General features: G+C 40.6%; 34 protein-coding genes. All 34 read right to left on the reverse strand.

Features of this window, described 5'->3' with window-relative positions:
* Window positions 1–4 precede the first annotated feature (4 nt).
* Window positions 5–847: an ABC transporter permease gene (locus SORDD15_RS07585; RefSeq protein ID WP_061416083.1), complete on the reverse strand. Its 843-nt coding sequence runs from the start codon at window positions 845–847 to the stop codon at window positions 5–7.
* On the reverse strand, window positions 847–1,713 hold the full coding sequence (locus SORDD15_RS07590) for an ABC transporter ATP-binding protein (protein WP_061416085.1): 867 nt from the start codon (window positions 1,711–1,713) through the stop codon (window positions 847–849). The genes SORDD15_RS07585 and SORDD15_RS07590 overlap by 1 nt, the downstream gene beginning before the upstream one ends.
* Window positions 1,714–2,207: 494 nt before the next feature.
* Window positions 2,208–2,621 carry a YjdF family protein gene (locus SORDD15_RS07595; protein ID WP_061416087.1) on the reverse strand — a complete coding sequence of 138 codons (414 nt, stop codon included), beginning with the start codon at window positions 2,619–2,621 and terminating at the stop codon, window positions 2,208–2,210.
* Between the two features lie 139 nt (window positions 2,622–2,760).
* Window positions 2,761–3,993 carry an acyl-CoA thioesterase/bile acid-CoA:amino acid N-acyltransferase family protein gene (locus tag SORDD15_RS07600; protein WP_061416089.1) on the reverse strand — a complete coding sequence of 411 codons (1,233 nt, stop codon included), beginning with the start codon at window positions 3,991–3,993 and terminating at the stop codon, window positions 2,761–2,763.
* A 55-nt stretch (window positions 3,994–4,048) separates the two neighbouring features.
* Window positions 4,049–4,504, reverse strand: coding sequence for a MarR family winged helix-turn-helix transcriptional regulator (locus SORDD15_RS07605; RefSeq protein WP_007519020.1), 456 nt, complete (start codon window positions 4,502–4,504; stop codon window positions 4,049–4,051).
* A 175-nt stretch (window positions 4,505–4,679) separates the two neighbouring features.
* Window positions 4,680–7,181, reverse strand: coding sequence for a leucine--tRNA ligase (gene leuS, locus SORDD15_RS07610; protein WP_061416091.1), 2,502 nt, complete (start codon window positions 7,179–7,181; stop codon window positions 4,680–4,682).
* Between the two features lie 159 nt (window positions 7,182–7,340).
* Window positions 7,341–8,033 (reverse strand): histidine phosphatase family protein, encoded by a 693-nt coding sequence (locus SORDD15_RS07615; protein ID WP_061416093.1) that lies wholly within the window; start codon window positions 8,031–8,033, stop codon window positions 7,341–7,343.
* A gap of 235 nt (window positions 8,034–8,268) precedes the next feature.
* Entirely contained in the window at window positions 8,269–9,606 is a 1,338-nt protein-coding gene (locus SORDD15_RS07620) for a PFL family protein (RefSeq protein ID WP_061416095.1), read from the reverse strand.
* Between the two features lie 9 nt (window positions 9,607–9,615).
* Window positions 9,616–9,882 (reverse strand): ACT domain-containing protein, encoded by a 267-nt coding sequence (locus SORDD15_RS07625; protein WP_000644114.1) that lies wholly within the window; start codon window positions 9,880–9,882, stop codon window positions 9,616–9,618.
* 263 nt (window positions 9,883–10,145) lie between these two features.
* Window positions 10,146–10,532, reverse strand: a complete 387-nt coding sequence (rplQ, locus tag SORDD15_RS07630) for a 50S ribosomal protein L17 (protein ID WP_000331493.1) — start codon at window positions 10,530–10,532, stop codon at window positions 10,146–10,148.
* 11 nt (window positions 10,533–10,543) lie between these two features.
* Window positions 10,544–11,479: a DNA-directed RNA polymerase subunit alpha gene (locus SORDD15_RS07635; protein ID WP_000568993.1), complete on the reverse strand. Its 936-nt coding sequence runs from the start codon at window positions 11,477–11,479 to the stop codon at window positions 10,544–10,546.
* A 42-nt stretch (window positions 11,480–11,521) separates the two neighbouring features.
* Entirely contained in the window at window positions 11,522–11,905 is a 384-nt protein-coding gene (gene rpsK / locus SORDD15_RS07640; RefSeq protein ID WP_001118385.1) for a 30S ribosomal protein S11, read from the reverse strand.
* A 17-nt stretch (window positions 11,906–11,922) separates the two neighbouring features.
* Window positions 11,923–12,288 (reverse strand): 30S ribosomal protein S13, encoded by a 366-nt coding sequence (gene rpsM, locus SORDD15_RS07645; RefSeq protein WP_000090781.1) that lies wholly within the window; start codon window positions 12,286–12,288, stop codon window positions 11,923–11,925.
* A gap of 17 nt (window positions 12,289–12,305) precedes the next feature.
* Complete coding sequence (gene rpmJ, locus SORDD15_RS07650; protein ID WP_001808836.1) at window positions 12,306–12,422, reverse strand: 50S ribosomal protein L36; 117 nt, start codon at window positions 12,420–12,422, stop codon at window positions 12,306–12,308.
* A 24-nt stretch (window positions 12,423–12,446) separates the two neighbouring features.
* A complete protein-coding gene (infA, locus tag SORDD15_RS07655; protein WP_001029883.1) occupies window positions 12,447–12,665 on the reverse strand; it encodes a translation initiation factor IF-1 in 219 nt (72 codons plus the stop codon).
* Window positions 12,666–12,781: 116 nt separating this feature from the next.
* Window positions 12,782–13,420, reverse strand: a complete 639-nt coding sequence (locus tag SORDD15_RS07660; protein WP_061416097.1) for an adenylate kinase — start codon at window positions 13,418–13,420, stop codon at window positions 12,782–12,784.
* A gap of 145 nt (window positions 13,421–13,565) precedes the next feature.
* Window positions 13,566–14,876, reverse strand: coding sequence for a preprotein translocase subunit SecY (gene secY / locus SORDD15_RS07665; RefSeq protein ID WP_000465387.1), 1,311 nt, complete (start codon window positions 14,874–14,876; stop codon window positions 13,566–13,568).
* Window positions 14,877–14,888: 12 nt separating this feature from the next.
* Window positions 14,889–15,329, reverse strand: a complete 441-nt coding sequence (gene rplO / locus SORDD15_RS07670; RefSeq protein ID WP_000766089.1) for a 50S ribosomal protein L15 — start codon at window positions 15,327–15,329, stop codon at window positions 14,889–14,891.
* Between the two features lie 144 nt (window positions 15,330–15,473).
* Entirely contained in the window at window positions 15,474–15,656 is a 183-nt protein-coding gene (gene rpmD, locus SORDD15_RS07675) for a 50S ribosomal protein L30 (protein WP_000057241.1), read from the reverse strand.
* Window positions 15,657–15,669: 13 nt separating this feature from the next.
* Window positions 15,670–16,164 carry a 30S ribosomal protein S5 gene (gene rpsE, locus SORDD15_RS07680; protein WP_000874204.1) on the reverse strand — a complete coding sequence of 165 codons (495 nt, stop codon included), beginning with the start codon at window positions 16,162–16,164 and terminating at the stop codon, window positions 15,670–15,672.
* Between the two features lie 17 nt (window positions 16,165–16,181).
* Entirely contained in the window at window positions 16,182–16,538 is a 357-nt protein-coding gene (gene rplR, locus SORDD15_RS07685) for a 50S ribosomal protein L18 (RefSeq protein WP_000624044.1), read from the reverse strand.
* Between the two features lie 83 nt (window positions 16,539–16,621).
* The gene (gene rplF, locus SORDD15_RS07690) at window positions 16,622–17,158 is read right to left on the reverse strand and encodes a 50S ribosomal protein L6 (protein ID WP_061416099.1); all 537 of its coding nucleotides are present in this window, start codon (window positions 17,156–17,158) and stop codon (window positions 16,622–16,624) included.
* Between the two features lie 193 nt (window positions 17,159–17,351).
* Complete coding sequence (rpsH, locus tag SORDD15_RS07695) at window positions 17,352–17,750, reverse strand: 30S ribosomal protein S8 (RefSeq protein ID WP_000245504.1); 399 nt, start codon at window positions 17,748–17,750, stop codon at window positions 17,352–17,354.
* A gap of 254 nt (window positions 17,751–18,004) precedes the next feature.
* Window positions 18,005–18,190: a type Z 30S ribosomal protein S14 gene (locus SORDD15_RS07700; RefSeq protein WP_001085697.1), complete on the reverse strand. Its 186-nt coding sequence runs from the start codon at window positions 18,188–18,190 to the stop codon at window positions 18,005–18,007.
* Between the two features lie 17 nt (window positions 18,191–18,207).
* Window positions 18,208–18,750: a 50S ribosomal protein L5 gene (gene rplE, locus SORDD15_RS07705; RefSeq protein ID WP_000013542.1), complete on the reverse strand. Its 543-nt coding sequence runs from the start codon at window positions 18,748–18,750 to the stop codon at window positions 18,208–18,210.
* 23 nt (window positions 18,751–18,773) lie between these two features.
* Complete coding sequence (gene rplX / locus SORDD15_RS07710) at window positions 18,774–19,079, reverse strand: 50S ribosomal protein L24 (protein ID WP_000497691.1); 306 nt, start codon at window positions 19,077–19,079, stop codon at window positions 18,774–18,776.
* Between the two features lie 182 nt (window positions 19,080–19,261).
* Window positions 19,262–19,630, reverse strand: a complete 369-nt coding sequence (gene rplN / locus SORDD15_RS07715) for a 50S ribosomal protein L14 (protein ID WP_000616545.1) — start codon at window positions 19,628–19,630, stop codon at window positions 19,262–19,264.
* 25 nt (window positions 19,631–19,655) lie between these two features.
* Window positions 19,656–19,916, reverse strand: a complete 261-nt coding sequence (gene rpsQ / locus SORDD15_RS07720) for a 30S ribosomal protein S17 (protein ID WP_000440801.1) — start codon at window positions 19,914–19,916, stop codon at window positions 19,656–19,658.
* Between the two features lie 24 nt (window positions 19,917–19,940).
* Window positions 19,941–20,147 (reverse strand): 50S ribosomal protein L29, encoded by a 207-nt coding sequence (rpmC, locus tag SORDD15_RS07725; RefSeq protein ID WP_000772918.1) that lies wholly within the window; start codon window positions 20,145–20,147, stop codon window positions 19,941–19,943.
* Window positions 20,148–20,156: 9 nt separating this feature from the next.
* Window positions 20,157–20,570, reverse strand: coding sequence for a 50S ribosomal protein L16 (rplP, locus tag SORDD15_RS07730; RefSeq protein WP_000960946.1), 414 nt, complete (start codon window positions 20,568–20,570; stop codon window positions 20,157–20,159).
* Between the two features lie 3 nt (window positions 20,571–20,573).
* Window positions 20,574–21,227 carry a 30S ribosomal protein S3 gene (gene rpsC / locus SORDD15_RS07735; RefSeq protein ID WP_000529936.1) on the reverse strand — a complete coding sequence of 218 codons (654 nt, stop codon included), beginning with the start codon at window positions 21,225–21,227 and terminating at the stop codon, window positions 20,574–20,576.
* Between the two features lie 12 nt (window positions 21,228–21,239).
* The gene (gene rplV, locus SORDD15_RS07740; protein WP_000818137.1) at window positions 21,240–21,584 is read right to left on the reverse strand and encodes a 50S ribosomal protein L22; all 345 of its coding nucleotides are present in this window, start codon (window positions 21,582–21,584) and stop codon (window positions 21,240–21,242) included.
* An 11-nt stretch (window positions 21,585–21,595) separates the two neighbouring features.
* A complete protein-coding gene (gene rpsS / locus SORDD15_RS07745) occupies window positions 21,596–21,877 on the reverse strand; it encodes a 30S ribosomal protein S19 (RefSeq protein ID WP_000533766.1) in 282 nt (93 codons plus the stop codon).
* A 103-nt stretch (window positions 21,878–21,980) separates the two neighbouring features.
* Window positions 21,981–22,814 (reverse strand): 50S ribosomal protein L2, encoded by an 834-nt coding sequence (gene rplB / locus SORDD15_RS07750; protein ID WP_000512910.1) that lies wholly within the window; start codon window positions 22,812–22,814, stop codon window positions 21,981–21,983.
* Window positions 22,815–22,824 lie beyond the last annotated feature (10 nt).

Consider the following 22,824-nt stretch of genomic DNA (forward strand, 5'->3'; position numbering starts at 1 on the left):
ATCTTTATTTTCTCTTGCTAAACACTTTAACAAATAAAAGCCAAAGAAGAATAGCGACGAGACTGATAATAACCACTATAAAGTATGTTTCTCCCTTTGTCAATAGTTCTTGCCAGTTGATTTGGATTCCCATTTTTTCTTGAAATTCCTGTAACAGACTGTTATTTCCTGAAAATGCGGTCTCTAACCGCTCTTCCATCAAGACTTGTCGATAAAGAGAAGCAATATAAGTTGCAGGGGTACATTTCATGAAAAGCTGTGCAGAATCAGGTAATACTCCAATAGGGATATAAGTTCCTACTAAAAATCCAGAAGCAGTTCCCACTATCGTTGCTAGTTTACCAAGGCTATCTACAGATTGAAAACGGTAAATCAAGAGAACATTTACCAAACTTGAAAGCAGACTGCTTAACAACATAATCAAAGCGATTTCCGGTAAATGGCTGATAACTGGGCTCTCTTTAAAATAAAAACTCATAACAGCATACATAAACACCTGCATAACAAAAGAAATAACAATACTACTGATTAGATAGGAGGCCTGTAAGCCCCAGTTACCTAAATCAGTCAAGAAAAGATCTTGATCCACTTGATTTTCGCGGTCCTGTACCATTTGTTTAAGAGCCGTAAAACTGGTTGTCATCCCAGTCACAGCCAATGTCCCACCCATCAGCCAGTTATTTAAAAGGTTCGTACTATTAGGGAGTTGGGACCAAGAATCCGTCAAATTCTTCTGCAAAAAAATGATATAAAGGAGGAAGGAAATCAATGCCCCCAATAATGAGAAAAATACTCCCGAACGATTACGAAAATATAAGATAAAATTCCGTTTCAATAAAGCTAGCATTAGCGAACCTCTCTTCCTGTAAGTGCAATAAAGGCATCATCCATAGTGCCCGGACGAAACTCAAAAGAATCAATTTCTTCTCGAACTTTTGCCAAATATTCAATGGCTTCCTGTGACGTCCTTGGATAAAAAAGATATTCCAACTCATTTTCTTCCTCTACTGTCATTCCAGCCTGTAACAATTTTTCTAGATCCTTCATTTCCTTAAAACGAATTTTTAGGATATTAGATGCATACTGACTTTTAATAGCAGTCGCAGAACCTTGCGCAATCACTTTCCCATGATCAACGATATAGATCTGATCTGCTTCATCCGCTTCATCCAGATAATGAGTCGTTAAGATAATAGTCATCCCTTCATCCTTTTGTAGTCGATACAGTAGATTCCAGATGGATTTGCGCGTCTGAATATCAAGACCTGTCGTTGGTTCATCCAAGAAAAGAATATCTGGTCGCGAAAGAAGAGCACGCGCAATATCAACCCGACGTTTTTGCCCACCTGACAAAGTCCCATAGAGTTGTTTCTGGAAAGCCGTCAAACCCAGTTGATGGATCAAATCATCCACACGACTTGCTGCAATCTCCTTATACTGTTGAGCGCGAATCGTGAGATTTTCCCTAACCGTCAACATCTCATCCAGTACACTAGCTTGAAAAACAACTCCGATTTTCGTATTTGGCGCATATCGAATCTGACCTTGTGTCGGCTTTTTCGAACCGATTAACATGGAAATAGTGGTTGATTTCCCTGCACCATTGGGACCCAAAATAGCATTGAAACTTCCTGTTTCAAACTCTAACTGAATATCATCGACAGCCATATGATTGCCGTACCGTTTAGTCAAATGTTTAGCTTGTAAAATCATATTTTCCCCTCCTCTTTACCACACTAGTTTAACAAAAAGTATGAAAGAAAAATCGACTTTTGAGATAAGCAGTTAAAATGAAAGGCCAAGTGGTAAAATAATGGGGGTTAAGTTAAAGTGGTGCAGACTGCAACCGTTTTTCTCCTATCGAATCACTAGAGGAAGTTGAAAAACACTTACAACCACACATTATATTTTTAAATATGCGCTATAAAAGAGGTGTTTTATAGCATCCGGCAGAAAAATCCAAGAGTCGGTAGTATTGTTCTCGCTAAACCAAACAATAAAAAATGAATCAGAAATCATGGCACACACCCCTTCTATCAAAATGAAACTGCTGAATAGGATATGATTGAATTTGAAGCAAGTATGGTCCTGAATTTGAAACTGCCATTAACGATAAGTCTATCTATTAGGAAAGAAATCTTCAATACAAGCAAAAACAGCTCTTGTTATCCAAGAAGAGCTGTTCTATTTTATGAAAGAGAAAGTCACTAGTGACCCTTGTGCTTCTCTTTACGTTTTTGCTGTTTGCGTTCAAATTTCTCTTGCTTGAGCAATTGCTTTTGGAGACTAGACTGTTGTTTTGAATGCTTTTTTCGTTCCTCGTACTGCAACTGCAGGAGCTCTTGTGACTTAGAAGAAACTTTCTGCTTCACCTGTTTCTTTACAGCTCGCTGCAGACGCTTCGGATTCTTAATCTTCACATGCTGTTTGACTGTTGCCTCTGGACTAAAAGATAACCGAACAAACTGAGTCTGTAAAAGTTTCAAAATTTCATCCTCTTTTGGTTCCTGACCAAATGTCACTCGACAAACTTGATAAGTTCCCTCATACTCTTGTTCAAACAATCCATGCCAAAATCCATCTTCAAAATAAACTGTCAAGCCAATTGAAACGATTTCCATGACAGCACCTCCTTAAATCTATCCCTAAGAATGGACAACCAAGGAGGAAGGTTACTGATAGGCTTGCCTACGTCTGGACTACCAACCAGAACTGTGTTGTTATCTTAGTTGGGACTATTATAGCACGGTTCAGCACTATCTACAAATTTTTCAAATGTGTATCAAAAAAATTTATCGTAGCAAACCAAGAGTCTACACTTTCTTTCATTAATAAGCGCCAATCTTTTCGATAACGATGATTCGGTTGATAAGCAACCGTCAACATATGCCCCGTTTCATGGTATTTTTTAAACAAAATGGATTTCCCTTTATAATGTGAAATAATATCATCTATCGCGGATGACGCATTCCATATTTCATCAACATCGCTTCCTAGCAATAATAAAGGAGAGGCAATTTTACTCACATCAATCTGAGCCCTACTATCTTCAGGAATATGTTTTCCAAAAAACTTGTTTAACAAATAATTTCCTAGTTGAAATTTTTGATACGGAAGTTCTTTTTGCAAATATGTCCAAGAAGATGAATGAGAATTGAGTTTTCCCTTTATTCCCTCAAATATTATATTTGAGGGGGAATTGAGTACCAAACATTGCACATCATCCAAAATACTTTGTCCAGCCAGAACAAGCTCTGCTCCTTTAGAACGACCATATATTCCTATTTTTGTATTATCAACTTGAGGATGATGATATAGAAAATCTTTCGCTTCCTCCAGACATTCTATCGGAATTCGTTCTAAGTTTTGGGGTAATCCCTCTAAACCAAAATAAGCTATCGCAAGACAAATATAGCCTCTAGAAGATAAAAGTTGGGCAATGTTCTGAGCTTTTTCAATTCTTCCCTCACTACCACTAACAATAATCACAGCCGGCGCCTTTTTTAACTTTTCATCATAAAATAATCGACCTTGAAAATGCTTATCATAAATATCTTGATACCTTATTCCCAGATTCATATAACGCCTTACAAAACTTTGCTCCGCGACCACATCTTTCCCCAGCCTGATTTTAATTTCAACACCAAAACAATCTCGCAAAAGAATTCTATCAAGAGAACTGGGTAATCTCCTTTTCCTATCCTTCAACGGTTTCGCATTAAAGAACAAGCCCATTTCTGAAACTCCTTTATAAGATCCCGAAATAGATGCTGTTTGAGAGGTGTCAATCATACCGTCCTGATCAGATAAAAAAATTGCAGTTGATTTCCACATGACATCATGATCTAAAAGTAAGGGAGCGTTTATACAGTAATAATCAGACAGGTACATTTCTACACAATACCTTGTCCTTTGTTCTAAACCATTGATAGTAATATAAAAAGATTCATCTGCTAAGTCAGTTTGTGAAATCAGTTCAATGTTTACAGTCATATCTTCTCCTTTTGTTAATATACTTAACAACCAAATTTAAAATTTACCGTGACTTTCACCACGGCAATCCTCCCCATACATTTTCAATATCATCCATCAATTTCACAACTGTTTGAAGCTCCTCCTCGCTATAGTTGTTTAAAACTGAAAAGACTGATTCTTCAATATATGCTTGTTGCTCCTTATGGATTTTAAAAACTTCGATGCCTTTTTCAGATAATCTCAAATATTTATTTTTCCCATTATTCGGAGCAAAATCAAAAACAACTAAATTTTTTTGAATTAATCTCCTAACACTTTGAGTTATTGCACTTCTCGAAACTTTTAATAATTCAGATAATTTCACTAGATTTAAGGGCTGATTTTTCCCAATCACAACAATCAAATGTACCTCATTCAACGTAATGGATTTGTCAATACTAATTTTATGTTGATTTTTTTTTAGCTGTTCAAATGCTAAAATAAATCTATTGAAACGATTATTAAATGTAATAAATTCTTTTTTATCCATAATCTCTCTTTTCTTTGTTAATCATATTAACAAAATAGAAACTTCTTGTCAAATAAAAATCCTCCAGATTCTACTCTGAAGGATTCCTATCTTATTTCACAACGATATTATCGAGTTTAGTTGGCTCAAACAGTTTGGGGAACTGTTTGAGGTTGGAAATCAGCAAATAAATTGGTTATTTCACAACAATATTAACCAATTTATTTGGTACACTAATTACCTTCACGATTTCCTTACCGTCAATTTCTGCTTTAACTTTTTCATCCGCTAGAGCGATTTCTTGCAATTCTTCGCGTGATAGGTCTTTAGCGACCATGAGTTTGGCACGGACTTTTCCTTTGATTTGGACGACGATTTCAATTTCGTCTTCGACGAGTTTGCTTTCATCCCATCTTGGCCAAGCTACGTAAGAGATGGACTCACCTGTTGCAACAACAGTTTGCCAGAGTTCCTCTGCCAAGTGAGGTGCAAATGGGGCAATCAATTGGATAAAGCCTTTGGCGTAGTCTACATAGAGTTTGTCTTCCTTATTAGCAGCGTTGACAAAGACCATAAGTTGGGCAATGGCTGTGTTGAATTTCAATGATTCTATTTGCTCTGTGACAGCTTTAACGGTTTCATTATAAACCTTGTCGAGAGTGCCATTGTTTTCCGCAACAATTTCCTTACTTGTAATCAAACGGTAAACACGGTCGAGGAACTTACGACTTCCTTCCAAACCTTCTTCTGACCAAGCGATAGAAGCGTCAAGTGGCCCCATGAACATCTCATAAACACGAAGGGTATCGGCACCATATTGTTCCACCACATCGTCTGGGTTGACAACGTTCTTGAGCGATTTAGACATCTTGGCTGGTGCTTGCTCCAACTCTTCTCCTGTTTCCGCATGGAAGAAGGATCCGGCACGTTTTTCAACCTTATCAGTCGCCACAAGTGCCCCACGGTGGTCGCGGTAGCTTGTCCCCAAAATCATCCCTTGGTTAAAGAGTTTTTGGAATGGTTCCTTAGTCGGAACAACACCGAGGTCATAGAGGAATTTGTGCCAGAAACGAGCATAAAGCAAGTGAAGAACAGCATGCTCTGCACCACCGACATAAATATCTACTGGCAACCATTGTTTGAGGAGATCCTCATCAGCCAATTTCTCTGTGTTGTGTGGATCGATATAGCGGAGGTAGTACCAACTTGAGCCTGCCCATTGTGGCATAGTATTTGTTTCACGACGACCTTTAACGCCATCTTCACGAGTTACTTCCAACCAGTCAGTCAAGTTAGCCAATGGACTCTCCCCAGTACCTGAAGGGCGAATGTCCTTGGTTACAGGCAAGACAAGTGGCAATTCATTTTCAGGGACAGCTGTTGAAGTTCCATCTTCCCAATGAATGATTGGAATTGGCTCACCCCAGTAACGTTGACGACTAAAGAGCCAGTCGCGGAGACGGTAGGTGACCTTCTCTTGTCCACAACCTTTTTCTTCCAGCCAAGCCACAATCTTAGCAATAGCATCTTCTTTGTTCAATCCATCTAGGAAGTCTGAATTGATATGAAAGCCATCTTCTGTGTAAGCAGCTTCTGCTACATTTCCACCTTCTAGCACTTCTACGATTGGAAGGTCAAATTGTTTGGCAAATTCCCAGTCACGTTGGTCATGGGCAGGTACGGCCATGACAGCACCTGTTCCATAACTAGCAAGAACATAGTCTGCAATCCAGATTGGGATTTCTTTACCGTTAACAGGGTTGATGGCATAAGCACCAGTCCAAACCCCTGTTTTTTCCTTGGCAAGGTCGGTACGAGCCAAGTCTGACTTGAGGCTAGCTTGGTGTTTGTAGTCGGCAACAGCCTCAGCTTGTTCAGGACTTGTGATGGCATCCACCAGCTCATGCTCAGGAGCCAAGACTGTGAAGGTCGCACCGAAAAGAGTATCCGGACGAGTAGTAAAGACGGTAAATTCCTTGTCAGTTCCCTTAACTTTGAAAGTAACATTAGCACCAGTTGATTTCCCAATCCAGTTACGTTGCATATCCTTGATAGACTCTGGCCAGTCAAGATCATCCAAGTCATTGAGCAAGCGCTCTGCATAGGCCGTGATTTTAAGCATCCATTGACGCATCGGTTTGCGGACAACTGGATAGCCACCACGCTCAGAAGTTCCGTCAGGAAGAACTTCTTCGTTGGCGATAGCTGTTCCTAGTTCCTCAACCCAGTTTACCGGTACTTCGGCTTCATAGGCCAAACCTTTTTCGTAAAGCTTGGTGAAGATCCACTGAGTCCATTTGTAGTAGTTTGGATCTGTTGTATTGACTTCACGATCCCAGTCGTAAGAGAAGCCAAGCGCGTTGATTTGACGTTTGAAGTTGGCAATATTTTCCGCTGTAAATTCTGCTGGGTCATTCCCCGTATCCATAGCGTACTGCTCAGCTGGCAAACCAAAGGCATCCCATCCCATTGGGTGAAGGACATTGTAGCCTTGCGCACGTTTGTAACGGCTGAGGATATCGGTTGCAGTGTAGCCTTCTGGGTGTCCTACGTGCAGACCCGCTCCAGACGGATATGGGAACATATCGAGAGCATAGAACTTCGGTTTTGAGGCATCTGTTCCTGTCTTAAATGTATGATGTTTCGCCCAGTAGCCCTGCCACTTAGGCTCAATTTCTTTATGATTGTAAAAACTCATGCTATTTCTCCAATTTTATGATGTTACTATTATACCATTTTTGAGGGAATTTGAAAGACGAGAAATGTTCTTTTAGACTTGGATAACAAGAAATACTGAATCGCAAATCCAGCTTATTTAGCAGGAAAAAAATTAGCTCCTAATCGGAGCTAACTTCTATCAATTTTTTATTTCTTCCATCTTCTCACGTCCGAGTTCTCGATAACTACGGTCGCCAACAACTTCTACACTAAACTGGCCATCCTCATATTCAAGAATCGTCACGCTACCATTATCGAGACCATGCGGATGCATGCCATTAATCAGATAAACAATGGTCCCAATGGTCATTCCATGGCTTACGACGAGGGCATTCTCCCCACCTTGTTCTTCCATTTCTTTGGCAATCGCTTCAAAGCCTTCCTTGATTCGACCACTGAGTTTTTCCCAACCTTCAGCCCAGCCAGCTGTATCAACCTCAACTAGACCTTCTGCTAGTTCTGCATAGGACAACTGATGAACATGGTCCACATTGAAAATTCTCGGAATCAAGCCCATAAAGAGATCCCCATCATAGGCCCCATCAAAACTACCAAAACACCACTCACGGATGCGCTTGTCCATGCGGTAAGGGATTTTCCCCTGCAAGCCAAGTTCTTCTAGGATAATTCCCATAGTTTGAATAGTGCGCCCTGAATCACTGGAATAAGCGCGGTCAAACTGTAAACCAGACTCTCTCAAACCAATTCCCAGTTCATGGATTCCCAACTCACCTTCTACAGTCAGAGGTGTATCACTCCATCCTTGAGCACGTCCAATCGTGTTAAACATCGTTTTCCCATGACGAATCAAATACAATCTTACTTTAGACATTTTCTATCCTCCATTTCTTCTATTATATCATGGATTAAAGAAATATTCGGCTTTCAAAAGCAAAGCCAACATTTGTAAATTATCCAAAAGAAAAGCTACCCTCATGGTAGCTTCCCTAGGAGATTATTATGAAAAAGTTTAGGATTTCTATTAAATAAAGTTAGGAGGTCTTTATTTAATGATTATAGTATACACAGTCATCCTTAAACTCAACTTAAATCTTCTCTCTTTTTTATTAATTTTTAAAACTATGGATTGGAGCTGGGATTTGCCCACCGCGAGAGATGAAATCAACAGACGAAGCCCCGTTGACCTTCATTACTGGAGCTGTCCCTAGCAAGCCACCAAACTCAATCATATCGCCTTCCTCGCCCTTTGGAATAATACGGACAGCCGTTGTTTTCATGTTAATCACACCGATTGCCGCCTCATCTGCAATCATAGCCGCAATGGTTTCAGCAGGCGTATCTTCTGGAATGGCAATCATATCCAGTCCAACTGAACAGATAGCCGTCATGGCTTCTAGTTTCTCTAAATTCAGAGAACCATCTTGCACCGCAGCAATCATCCCCTCATCTTCAGAAACGGGGATAAAAGCACCTGACAAGCCACCGACTTGATTACAAGCCATCACTCCGCCCTTCTTAACTTGGTCATTCAAAAGAGCGAGGGCAGCCGTCGTCCCATGCGTACCAACTGTTTCTAGGCCCATTTCCTCAAGGACACGAGCTACAGAATCACCAACTGCGGGAGTAGGTGCCAAGCTTAGGTCGACAATTCCAAAATCAACACCTAGTCTCTCGCTGGCCATCTGACCAACTAATTGACCGATACGAGTAATCTTGAAGGCCGTTTTCTTGACTGTTTCCGCTACTACATCAAAGCTCTGTCCACGAACTTTTTCCAAGGCACGCTTGACCACACCAGGACCCGAAACCCCGACATTAATGATAACATCTGCTTCACCGACACCATGGAAGGCCCCCGCCATAAAAGGATTATCCTCAACAGCGTTAGCAAATACGACCAATTTGGCAGCACCCATATCTGATAAGTTCGCTGTTTCTTTGATGATACGTCCCATATCTGCAACTGCAGTCATGTTGATACCTGACTTGGTTGAGCCAATATTGACAGACGAACAGACCTTGTCTGTCTCAGCTAGAGCACGGGGGATAGAATTGATGAGAATTTCATCTCCTTTTTGGTAGCCTTTTTGTACCAAAGCTGAGAATCCACCAATAAAGTCAACACCAATCTCCTTGGCAGCCTTATCAAGAGCCTTTGCCAAAACAACATAGTCTGTCGCATCAGTCGCAGCACCAATTAAAGAAATCGGAGTCACCGATACCCGTTTATTAACAATAGGAATCCCAAGTTCTGCAGCAATTTCATCTCCTACAGCCACTAGATTTGCAGCTTTAGTGGTGATTTTTTGGTAAATCTTTTCAGCAGCACGTTCGATGTCTGGATCAATACAGTCCAAAAGAGAAATTCCCATGGTGATGGTTCTGATATCGAAGTTCTGCTCTTCGATCATGGCAATGGTTTCCGTAACTTGTCTAATATCCATGATAACCTCCTAGATATTGTACATAGCATCAAAAATCGCTGCACTCTGAATATTGATTTTAACATTCAAGGTTTGACCAAATGTTTCAAACTCATTTCGCAGATAAGTGAAATCCTGTTTTTCGTTACTAGAAACGACCGCCATCATGGTAAAGTATTCATCCAACACCGTCTGAGAAATATCGTCAATATTCAACCCCAACTCTGCAATCTTAGTAGACACGCCTGCAACAATCCCAGCCTTGTCCTTACCAACCACTGTAATAATAGCCTTCATCCTTATACCCCATTTCTACGATTTTTAGAAAACCTGAACGTTTTTGATTTTCTTTTTTCCTAGTATAGCATATTTCCATAGAAAATACTAAAAAACGCCTGCTTACGAAGTTGTTCTTAAGAAAAAAACAATTTCGTAAACAAGCGTCTACCCTATCAAATGATGATGAGTGTTCCCGCTAGGACCGAAGTCCCAGCGGTAGACCAGAGCTAGACTAAGAGCACAAGACTCCATCATCATAACACTCAACAAAATTGATGATTTTATACTAATTCGATGATTGCCATTGGCGCAGCATCACCACGACGTGGTTCAGTTTTAAGGATACGAGTGTATCCACCGTTACGTTCAGCATAACGAGGTGCGATTTCTGAGAACAATTTTTGAAGTGCTGTAGTAGAAGTGTACTTATCAGTTGCTTCATCATAGTTTTCAGATGCGATTTCATTACGTACGAAAGCTGCTGCTTGACGACGTGCATGCAAATCACCACGTTTACCTAGAGTAATCATTTTTTCAACAGTTTTACGGATTTCTTTAGCACGAGCTTCAGTTGTCACGATTGATTCGTTGATCAAAAGGTCAGTTGTCAAATCGCGAAGCATTGCTTTACGTTGTGAGCTAGTGCGTCCTAGTTTACGGTAAGCCATGTATTCCTCCTTTATTTATCTTTTAATCCAAGACCCAAATCAATGAGTTTGAGTTTCACTTCTTCCAAACTCTTGCGTCCAAGATTTCGTACTTTCATCATCTCTGCTTCAGATTTCTCTGTCAAATCATGCACAGTATTGATACCGGCACGTTTCAAACAGTTGTATGAACGCACAGACAAGTCCAGTTCCTCAATCGTACGATCCAAAATACGATCGTCAGATTCAGTATCAGCTTCTTTCATCACTTCAGTTGACTTAGCAATCTCAGTAAGATTTGTAAACAAATCAAGATGTTCTGTCAAGATACGTGCTGAAAGCCCTAAAGCATCTTCTGGAATAATTGTTCCATTAGTCAAGATTTCAAGGGTTAATTTGTCAAAACCATCGTTGCTACCTACACGAGCAGGCTCTACTTGATAGTTGACTTTTGTAACTGGTGTATAAATAGAATCTACAGCAAGTGTTCCAACTGGGGCATTATCTTTTTTGTTTTCATCAGCAGGTACATATCCACGACCACTGTTAACAGTCATTGTCGCTTTTAGAGAAGAACCTTCACCGATTGTAAAAAGATAATGATCTGGATTTACAATCTCAATATCACTATCAGTCAAAATGTCTCCAGCTGTAATTTCAGCAGGGCCTTCAACGTCAAGCTCAATGATTTTTTCGTCTTCAACGTATGATTTCACTGCAATCCCTTTAATGTTCAGAATGATTTGCATCACGTCTTCACGAACACCTGGAACTGTGTCAAACTCATGCAAGACACCTTCAATGTTGATAGATGTCACTGCTGCTCCTGGTAGAGAAGCTAGTAGTACACGACGAAGAGAGTTACCAAGAGTTGTACCGTAGCCACGTTCAAGTGGTTCGATTACAAACTTGCCATAATCTTTATTTTCATCAATTTTTGTTATATTTGGTTTTTCAAACTCAATCATTTAGTTACTCCCTCTTAAACGAAAAGCAGTGTAATGCGATGATTATACACGGCGACGTTTTGGAGGACGAGCACCATTGTGTGGCACTGGAGTCACATCACGAATTGCTGTTACTTCAAGACCAGCGGCAGCAAGCGCACGAATAGCTGACTCACGACCAGAACCTGGACCTTTTACAGTAACTTCAACTGATTTAAGACCGTGTTCTTGTGCAGATTTAGCAGCAGCTTCAGAAGCCATTTGAGCAGCGAATGGTGTAGATTTACGAGAACCTTTGAAACCAAGAGCACCCGCTGATGACCAAGCAATTGCATTACCATGCACATCAGTAATCATAACAATAGTGTTATTAAATGTAGCGTGAATATGAGCAATACCAGATTCGATATTCTTTTTCACACGACGTTTACGTGTTGGTTTAGCCAAGACTTTTACCTCCTATATTATTTTTTCTTACCAGCGATCGCAACAGCTTTACCTTTACGAGTGCGAGCGTTGTTTTTAGTGTTTTGTCCACGGACAGGAAGTCCACGACGGTGACGAATACCACGGTAAGAACCGATTTCCATCAAACGTTTGATGTTCAAGTTTACTTCACGACGAAGGTCACCTTCAACTTTGATTGCATCCACTTCACGACGGATAGCATCTTCTTGATCTGATGTAAGGTCACGTACACGAACATCTTCTGAGATTCCAGCAGCAGCCAAAATTTTCTTAGATGTTGCAAGTCCGATACCATAAACGTAAGTCAATGAGATTACTACGCGTTTGTCATTTGGAATGTCAACTCCAGCAATACGAGCCATGTTTTCTCCTTTCTATCTTATCCTTGACGTTGTTTGTGTTTTGGATTTGCTGGGCAAATTACCATAACACGACCATTACGACGAATTACTTTACAGTATTCGCAAATTGGTTTGACCGATGGTCTTACTTTCATTTCTTATCCCTCCAAGTTTTTCGATTATTTAAAGCGGTAAGTGATACGTCCACGTGTCAAGTCATATGGACTCATCTCGACAGTAACACGATCTCCCGCTAAAATACGAATATAGTTTTTACGAATTTTACCAGAAACTGTTGCTAAAATCTGATGTCCATTTTCAAGTTCAACCGTAAACATTGCGTTAGGCATTGTATCGACTACTTTGCCTTCAACTTCAATCACATCGTCTTTTGCCACGCAAAAGCACCTCCATAAATTTCGATTCGATGCCTCTGAAAACAGAGACAACAATTATAAGTCAGACTATCTCAGTATAACATTTGTAGCGATTTTTTGCAAGTGTGAAAAACGCTTTATTTCAAATTTGTCAATACTTTTTCGATGTCTTTGAACACATCATTGATATCTTGATTTCCTTCGATATCGTGGACCAAACCTTTGGCACGGTAGTGAGCAATGATTGGTTCACCTTGGGCGATATTCACATCCAAACGACGCTTCACTGTCTCAGGTTTGTCATCCTCACGTTGGTAATAATCTTCCTCTTTGTAGTCAACAGGTGGGTTGAAAACTTTGTGGAAGGTTTCACCTGTTTCGCGGTGGATGATACGGCCACTCAAACGTTCCAAGAGACAATCTGGGTTCACTTCGATATTGATCACACCTTCTAGTTCGATACCAAGTTCCGCCAATGTTTTGTCCAAGGCATGGGCTTGTTCAATCGTACGTGGGTAACCATCCAACAAGAAACCTGTTTCCTTGATGTCGTCCTGTGAAAGGCGTTCTTTAACAATTCCATTTGTAACTTCATCTGGAACCAACTCACCTTTGTCAATATATGACTTTGCAAGTACACCCATTTCAGTTTGATTTGCCATAGCAGCACGGAACATATCTCCAGTTGAAATGTGTGCCACGTGGAATTGCTCCACAATTTTAGCCGCTTGCGTTCCCTTACCTGCTCCAGGTAAGCCCATAATCAAAAAATTCATGATAGGATCTCCTTATTTTGTATTTAAATAGAAGCAGAAATTCGTTTCAACCCCTATTTAAAAACAAAATAGAAGAGGGGAGACGAAAATCTCTCTGATAGATAGATCTTCATACTCCACTCTCTAAGCAAAAGTAATTTTGCTTTTATTCTGTTTTGTCCATGAAACCAACATACTTACGTTTCAATAGGTAACCTTCTAGCTGTTTGATTCCTTCGATACCAGTTGAGATAATAATCAAAAGACTAGTTCCCCCAAAAGCAACAGCCTCTGAAAGACCAAAGACATCTTTTGCCACAATCGGCAAGATTGAAATCACACCAAGGAAGATTGATCCGACAGTCGCAAGGCGACGAAGAAGTTTCGACATAAACTCTTCAGTACCCTTACCAGGACGGACACCATGAATGTAGGCTCCACTCTTTTGCAAGTTTTCTGCTGCTTTCTCTGGATTGATCTGTACAAATGTATAGAAGAATGTAAAGAGAATGATTAACAAGGCATACATAGCAACACCTGTCGGAGATGTTGTAGATAACATTTCCTGTGCTGTACGTACCCAAGCCCAATCATGACCTGTAGCACTCAAAAATTGAAGAATGGCTGCAGGTGCTGCTGTAATGGAACTTGCAAAGATAACTGGGATAACCCCCGCTGGGTTTACCTTCAATGGAAGGTATGAACTTGATGGGGCTCCTTGAGCAACTTTTGTATATTGGATTGGAATTTTATATTCTGCCTGTTGAACATAGGTTGTAAAGTATACAATCAACAAGACAGCGATAATCAAAATAACGACAAAGATAATAGATGAAGTCAAACGGCTACTTGGAATATTGACGAAGTAGTCAACATAGATTCCTTTAATCATCTCAGGGATTGAAGCGACAATACCTGCAAAGATGATCATAGAAACACCGTTTCCGTATCCCTTATCTGTAATTTGTTCCCCGAGCCAAGTTACAATCATACTACCTGCTGTGAGGATAATACCAATGGTAACAAAAACCTGTGGAGTTAACGCTGTCGTTAATAATTTCGCTCCAGATAGAGTGTTAAATCCTGCTGTAATCCCGATAGATTGAACAAATGCAAGCACAAGTGCAATATAACGAGTAGCTTGGTTTAGTTTTCTCCGTCCTACTTCCCCTTGTTTGCCCCATTCTACAAACTTCGGTAAAATATCCATTTGTAGCAATTGAACAACGATTGAAGCAGTGATGTACGGACTTACACCAAGTGCAAAAACGGAGAAGTTCTTCATGGCATTCCCTGAAACAAGACTAAGCATGTTTAAGAAAGATAAACCACTGAGAGCTTCTAAACTTTTTGCATTCACCCCTGGAACAGTAATACTTGTCCCAATACGGAAAACAAGAATGATAAAAATCGTAAAGAGAATTTTTGATCGAACTTGTTTAACCTTGAGCGCTTCTTTTAGTAATTTAAAAAACATGGGTCACCTCTCTTAGATGACTTCTACAGAACCACCTTTAGCAGTGATAGCTTCCTCAGCTGATTTAGAGAATTTAGCTGCTTTCACAGTCAATTTCTTAGTCAACTCACCGTTACCAAGAATTTTAACTCCTGATTTTTCAGCTTTCACAATTCCTGCTTCGATAAGTACAACTGGAGTTACTTCTGCACCGTCTTCAAAGACGTTCAATTGGTCAAGGTTTACAATTGCGTATTCTTTAGCGTTGATGTTAGTGAATCCACGTTTTGGAAGACGACGGAACAATGGAGTTTGTCCACCTTCAAAACCAAGGCGAACTCCGCCACCGCTACGAGCTTTTTGACCTTTTTGACCGCGACCAGATGTTTTACCGTTACCTGATGAAGTACCACGACCAACACGGTTACGTACTTTACGAGAACCTTCTGCAGGTTTCAATTCATGAAGTTTCATTATTATTTTCTCCTCTTTTGTAAAATGCTAGCGCCGATAAGAGAGAAAAGGTTGTCTCCCTTATCAACTCGCCTATACATGGTCATCTTAGATGACTATACCTAGTTTTAGGGGATGAGTATTGCCACATCCCCTAAAAATTCATTAGTTTACTTCTTCAACTGTTACCAAGTGAGATACTGCAGTGATCATACCACGGATAGCAGCGTTGTCTTCTTTGATAACAGAGCTATTCAATTTGCCAAGTCCAAGTGCTACAACAGTTTTACGTTGTGATGGAATGCGTCCGATTGGAGACTTAGTCAAAGTAATTTTAATTTGAGCCATTTTATCCCCTTTCTTATGCCAAATCAGAAACTGAAATACCACGAAGGGCAGCAACTTCTTCAGCGCGTTTCAATTGTTTCAAACCTTCAACAGTTGCGCGAACAATGTTGATTGGAGTGTTAGAGCCAAGTGATTTAGATGTAATATCTGCCACACCTGCCAATTCCACAACGGCACGAACGGCACCACCAGCGGCAACTCCAGAACCTTCTACAGCAGGTTTCAACAATACTTTAGCTCCACCGAATTCTGAAAGAACTTCGTGTGGGATTGTTGTTCCAACCATAGGAACTTCAATCAAGTTTTTCTTAGCATCTTCTACTGCTTTGCGGATTGCTTCTGGAACTTCTTGAGCTTTACCAGTACCAAATCCTACGCGACCGTTGTGGTCACCAACAACAACAAGAGCTGCGAAACGAAGACGACGTCCACCTTTAACAACTTTTGTAACACGGTTAACAGCAACTACGCGTTCTTCTAATTCAACTGCATTGTCTTTAAATGCCATTTTCTAGTGTCCTCCTATTAGAATTTCAATCCGTTTTCACGAGCTGCATCAGCCAAAGCTTTCACACGTCCGTGATATAGATATCCACCGCGGTCGAACACCACTTCTGAAATACCTTTAGCGTTTGCACGTTCTGCAACGAGTTTACCGACAGCAACGGCTTGTTCAGTTTTAGTTCCTTTTGAAACTTCTTTGTCAAGAGTTGAAGCACTTGCGAGCGTTACACCCGCTACGTCATCAATCACTTGAGCGTAGATGCCTGTATTAGAACGGAATACGTTCAAACGTGGGCGATCAGCAGTTCCAGAGAGTTTTCCGCGAACGCGACGGTGGCGTTTTTGGCGGAGTTTGTTTTTATCTGGTTTAGAAATCACAGTTTTCACCTCTTTAGTTTTAAATCGTGTGCTATGCACTAAGTTGGAAAATAGGTTGGTGGTTGAAAATCAACCACTCAACATTATTTACCTGTTTTACCTTCTTTACGGCGAACGAATTCACCAACGTAACGGATACCTTTACCTTTATATGGTTCTGGTGAACGAAGGCTACGTACGTAAGCAGCTGTTTGACCAACTACTTCTTTTGAAATTCCGCTAACAACGATTGTTGTTGGGTTTGGAAGTTCAAAAGTAATTCCTTCTGGAGCTTCAACTTCGTCTGGATGAGATTTACCAACAGCCAAAACAAGTTTTTTACCTTGAAGTTGTGCACGGTAACCAACCCCACGCATTTCAAGTTCTTTCTTGAATCCTTCTGATACACCAATTACCATGTTGTTCAAAAGGGCACGAGTAGTTCCATGGATTGTTTTCATTTCTTTTGAATCGTTTGGACGGTGAAGAGTTACTTCAGTACCTTCCACACGAATTTCAATATCTTTTGAGAACTCACGAGTAAGTTCTCCTTTAGGTCCTTTTACAGTTACAAGGTTGTCATTGTTAGTGATTTCAACACCAGCAGGCAACACGATAACTTTATTACCAATACGTGACATGTTTTTATTCTCCTGTTAAATTGTCAGGCCATAACGGCCAGTTTTCACGGGGGTTAAAGATACTTATTGAGTTCAATAGCTAAATTGAACACGCTCTAAGAACTGTGCAAAATAGATAAGTTGGCTTGTTTGTAAACAAACTTCTCCAACTTCCTAATTTTGCTTTGTTCTTTACGAGCTTTGTATCTTGATTTTACCAAACGTAAGCGATAACCTCACCACCAACGTTCTTTTGACGAGCTTCTTTATCAGTAAGCAAACCTTCAGAAGTTGAAAGGATAGCAATTCCAAGTCCGTTAAGAACTTTTGGAAGATCTTCACGTTTTTTGTAGACACGAAGTCCTGGTTTAGAAACACGTTTCAAGTTAGTGATAACTTTTTCACCGTTTGGTCCGTATTTAAGGAATACACGGATGATGCCTTGTTTGTCATCTTCGATGATTTCAACGTTTTTTACAAAACCTTCGCGTTTAAGGATTTCAGCAATCCCTTTTTTGATGTTTGATGCAGGTACTTCAAGTACTTCGTGTTTCGCTTGGTTAGCGTTACGAATACGAGTTAGGAAGTCTGCGATTGGGTCAGTCATAACCATTTTGTTTTTCTCCTCTTACTAGTAGTTTGCAAGTTGCACTTGCTAGTTAATACATGATACAAAGAGCGTAACAGCAAGAGCAAAAATAGGCAATTTGATGCAAGAGCGATGCTCCAAAGAAAATTGGTCTTTTTTGCCAAAGCTGTAGCTCGTGTTCAAATTGGCAAGCCCAACTGAACCCGGGCTAAACTCTGCATGAAAAAGATAAACTTTCCTATTTTCACCTAGAGTTTTGACGCCCTTGATATCTTAAATTACCAAGATGCTTTTGTTACACCAGGAATTTGTCCTTTGTAAGCTAATTCACGGAAGCAAACACGGCAAAGTTTAAATTTGCGGTAAACTGAATGTGGACGACCACATTTTTCACAACGAGTATAAGCTTGAGTAGAGAACTTCGCTGGACGTTTGTTCTTAGCAATCATTGATTTTTTAGCCATTAGATTTACCTCCTATATTATTTTGCAAAAGGCATTCCAAGGCCTGTAAGCAATGCACGTGACTCTTCGTCAGTGTTAGCAGTTGTTACGATAACGATGTCAAGACCACGAGTTTTGTCAACGTCATCAAAGTTAATTTCTGGGAAGATCAATTGTTCTTTCACACCAAGAGTGTAGTTTCCGCGTCCATCAAATGATTTTGTTGGAACACCGTGGAAGTCACGCACACGTGGAAGTGAAACTGAAACCAATTTGTCCAAGAATTCGTACATACGTTCACCACGAAGGGTAACTTTTGCACCGATCGCTACACCTTCACGAAGACGGAAGCCGGCGATTGATTTTTTAGCTTTAGTGATAAGTGGTTTTTGACCTGAGATAAGTGCCAATTCTTCAGCAGCTTTTTCAAGACTTTTAGCGTTTGATACAGCTTCACCAACACCCATGTTCAAAACGATCTTATCTACTTTAGGCACAGCCATCACTGATGAGTAGTTGAATTGTTCTGTCAAAGCAGGAACTACTTCATTAAGATATTTTTCTTTTAAACGATTTGCCATTATACTTCTCCTTTCCTTCGTGATTAATCAAGCACTTCGCCTGATTTTTTGTTGTAGCGAACTTTTTTACCGTCTACAAATTTGTAACCAACACGACCAGCTACACCATTTTTGTCCAATACTTGAACGTTTGATACGTGGATAGCTGCTTCTTTCTCGATGATACCACCTTGAGGAAGCTCGTTAGTCGGACGTTGGTGTTTCTTAACGATGTTAACACCTTCAACGATAACTTTGTTTACTTTTGGAAGGGCAGTAAGGACAACAGCTTCTGTTCCCTTATCTTTACCAGCGATTACGCGAACTTTGTCGCCTTTTTTTACAAACATTAGGTCTCTCCTTGATTTTTCTTACGCCCATAAGGGCACCCTAGCTTGAAGCTAGGGGACTAGTTTGTTTGTTTTTGCTCTGCGAAAATCAAAGCAATCCTTCGTCAGTTTTAACTCACCTAACTTAAGTTATGCTTTCGTCTTACTTCCTAGACTTGTTTTAATTTTCTTTGAGCAACCAATTAAAGTACTTCTGGAGCAAGTGACACGATCTTCATGAAGCCACCTTCACGCAATTCGCGTGCAACTGGACCAAAGATACGTGTTCCGCGAGGAGTTTTGTCTTCACGGATGATAACTGCTGCGTTTTCGTCAAATTTGATGTATGAACCATCAGCACGACGAGCACCTGATTTAGTACGAACGATAACAGCTTTTACAACGTCACCTTTTTTAACCGCACCACCAGGAGTAGCTTGTTTTACAGATGCCACGATAACATCACCGATGTTTGCAAATTTACGTCCTGAACCACCAAGAACTTTGATAGTCAAGATTTCGCGCGCACCGCTGTTGTCTGCGACTTTCAAACGAGTTTCTGTTTGAATCATTTCAGTTTTCTCCTTTCAGGTTTGATTAGATGATGACCGCTTCTTCAACAACTTCTACAAGACGGAAACGTTTTGTAGCTGAAAGCGGACGAGTTTCCATGATACGTACGATATCGCCTTCTTTGGCAACATTGTTTTCATCATGTGCTTTATATTTCTTAGAGTAGTTAATACGTTTACCATAGACTGGGTGGTTACGTTTTGTTTCAACTACAACTGTGATTGTCTTGTCCATTTTGTCAGATACAACACGTCCAACAAGAACTTTACGATTATTGCGTTCCATTGAAATTTCTCCTTCCCTAGTCTATTATTTCGCTTCAGATTGAACTGTTTTGATACGAGCGATTTGTTTTTTAACTTCTTTCAAGCGAGCTGTTTGTTCCAATTGACCAGTAGCAGCTTGGAAACGAAGTTCAAACAATTCTTTTTTCAATTCGTTTTCGCGCTTCGCGAGTTCTTCTTGAGAAAGACCACGAAGTTCTTTAACAAATTCTTTTACTTCATTAAGTTTCATGCCTTCTCCTTATTCTGCTTCACGTTTTACGAATTTACATTTAACTGGCAATTTGTGGCTTGCAAGACGAAGCGCTTCGCGAGCGATTTCTTCAGATACACCAGCGATTTCGAACATCACTTTACCACGTTTAACTGGTGCTACCCAACCTTCAGGTGCCCCTTTACCAGATCCCATACGCACACCGATAGCTTTAGCAGTGTATGATTTGTGTGGGAAGATTTTAATCCAAACTTTACCACCACGTTTCATGTAACGAGTCATGGCGATACGAGCAGCTTCGATTTGGCGGTTAGTGATCCAGTGGCTAGTTGTAGCTTGAAGACCGTATTCACCGAATGCTACTTCTTTTCCACCTTTTGCTTCACCGCGCATTTTTCCACGGAATTCACGACGGTGTTTAACACGTTTAGGTACTAACATTGGTTATTTACCTCCTTTAGTGTTTTTACGAGCTGGAAGAACTTCACCACGGTAGATCCATACTTTAACACCAAGTTTACCGTATGTAGTATCTGCTTCTTCCCAAGCGTAGTCGATATCTGCACGAAGTGTGTGAAGTGGAACAGTTCCTTCAGAGTATCCTTCAGCACGGGCGATATCTGCACCGTTCAAACGACCTGATACTTGAGTTTTGATTCCTTTAGCTCCAGCACGCATTGCACGTTGGATTGCTTGTTTTTGTGCACGACGGAAAGCAACACGTTGCTCCAATTGACGAGCAATTCCTTCACCTACAAGGTGAGCATCCAAATCAGGTTGTTTGATTTCGATGATGTTGATGTGTACTTGTTTTCCAGTCAATTTGTTAAGTTTTGCACGAAGTGCATCAACGTTAGCACCACCTTTACCGATAACCATACCTGGTTTAGCAGTGTGAAGTGAAACGTTAACTTTGTTTACTGCGCGTTCAATTTCGATAGTTGAAACTGCTGCGTCAGCAAGTTCTTTTTGAACGAATTTACGGATTGCAAGATCTTCATGAAGGTAATCCGCGTATTCTTTTTCAGCATACCATTTGGCATCCCAATCACGGATGATGCCGACACGCATACCAATTGGATGTACTTTTTGACCCACGATGTTACCTCCTTATTTTTCTGCAACAGCCACAGTGATGTGAGCTGTACGTTTGTTGATTGGTGAAGCTGAACCTTTCGCACGTGGACGGAAACGTTTCATAGTTGGTCCTTCGTTTGCGAATGCTTCAGATACTACCAAGTTAGCTTTGTCCAAACCAAAGTTGTTTTCAGCGTTAGCTACAGCTGAATTCAAGACTTTCAAGATGATTTCAGCAGCTTTGTTTGGTGTGAATGTCAAGATTGCAATAGCATCGGCTACGCTTTTACCACGGATGTTGTCAAGAACAAGACGTGATTTACGAGGTGAAACACGTACTGTACGAGCCATTGCTTTAGCTGAAGTAATTTCTGCCATTTATGTTCTCCTTATTTTCTACGTGTTTTCTTGTCGTCTGCAGCGTGACCTTTGTAAGTACGAGTTGGTGCAAATTCACCAAGTTTGTGACCTACCATGTCTTCTTGGATGTAAACAGGTACGTGTTTACGTCCGTCATAAACTGCAATAGTGTAACCAATGAAACTTGGGAAGATCGTTGAACGACGTGACCAAGTTTTGATAACTTTTTTCTTTTCGTCGTTAGCTTGAGCTTCAACTTTTTTCATCAAATGCTCATCGACGAAAGGTCCTTTTTTAAGACTGCGTCCCATTTTTATGTTTTCTCCTTTAAATATTGTACCACAGCGGCTTGCGCTCACATGGAGCGCTACCGAGCTGGCGGATTTCCTAGTTGCTTAGGCGACTAGTTTACTATTATTTCTCGTTGCGACGACGAACGATAAGTTTGTCAGATTTCGCTTTCTTGTTACGAGTTTTAAGACCAAGAGCAGGTTTGCCCCATGGAGTAGATGGTGCTTTACGACCAACTGGTGCTTTACCTTCACCACCACCGTGTGGGTGATCGTTAGGGTTCATTACAGAACCACGAACTGTTGGGCGGATACCTTTCCAACGGCTACGTCCTGCTTTACCAAGGTTTACGAGTCCATGTTGTTCGTTTCCGACAACACCAACTGTAGCACGACAAGTTCCAAGGATCATACGTACTTCGCCAGATTGAAGACGAACAAGAACGTATTTACCTTCTTGACCCAATACTTGAGCAGAAGCTCCAGCTGCACGTACCAATTCTCCACCACGACCTGGTTTTAACTCGATGTTGTGGATCAAAGTACCAACTGGAATGTTAGCAAGTGGAAGAGCGTTTCCGACTTTGATATCTGCTTCAGGACCTGAAACGATACGTTGACCAACTTCAAGACCTTTTGGAGCGATGATGTATGCTTTCACACCGTCAGTGTAGTGTACAAGAGCGATGTTTGCAGAACGGTTTGGATCGTACTCGATAGTTTTAACAACTGCTTCAACGTTGTCTTTGTTACGTTTGAAGTCAACCAAACGGTAGAAACGTTTGTGTCCACCACCTTGGTGACGAACAGTGATACGACCGTTGTTGTTACGACCAGCCTTGCTCTTCAAAGCAACAAGCAATGATTTTTCAGGAGTGCTTGTTGTGATTTCAGCGAAATCCAAAGAAGTCATATTACGGCGACCGTTTGTTGTTGGTTTATAAACACGAATTCCCACGATATTTCCT

The sequence above is a fragment of the Streptococcus oralis genome (genome assembly GCF_001578935.1).
In the GTDB taxonomy this organism is placed as follows: Bacteria; Bacillota; Bacilli; order Lactobacillales; family Streptococcaceae; genus Streptococcus; species Streptococcus oralis_R.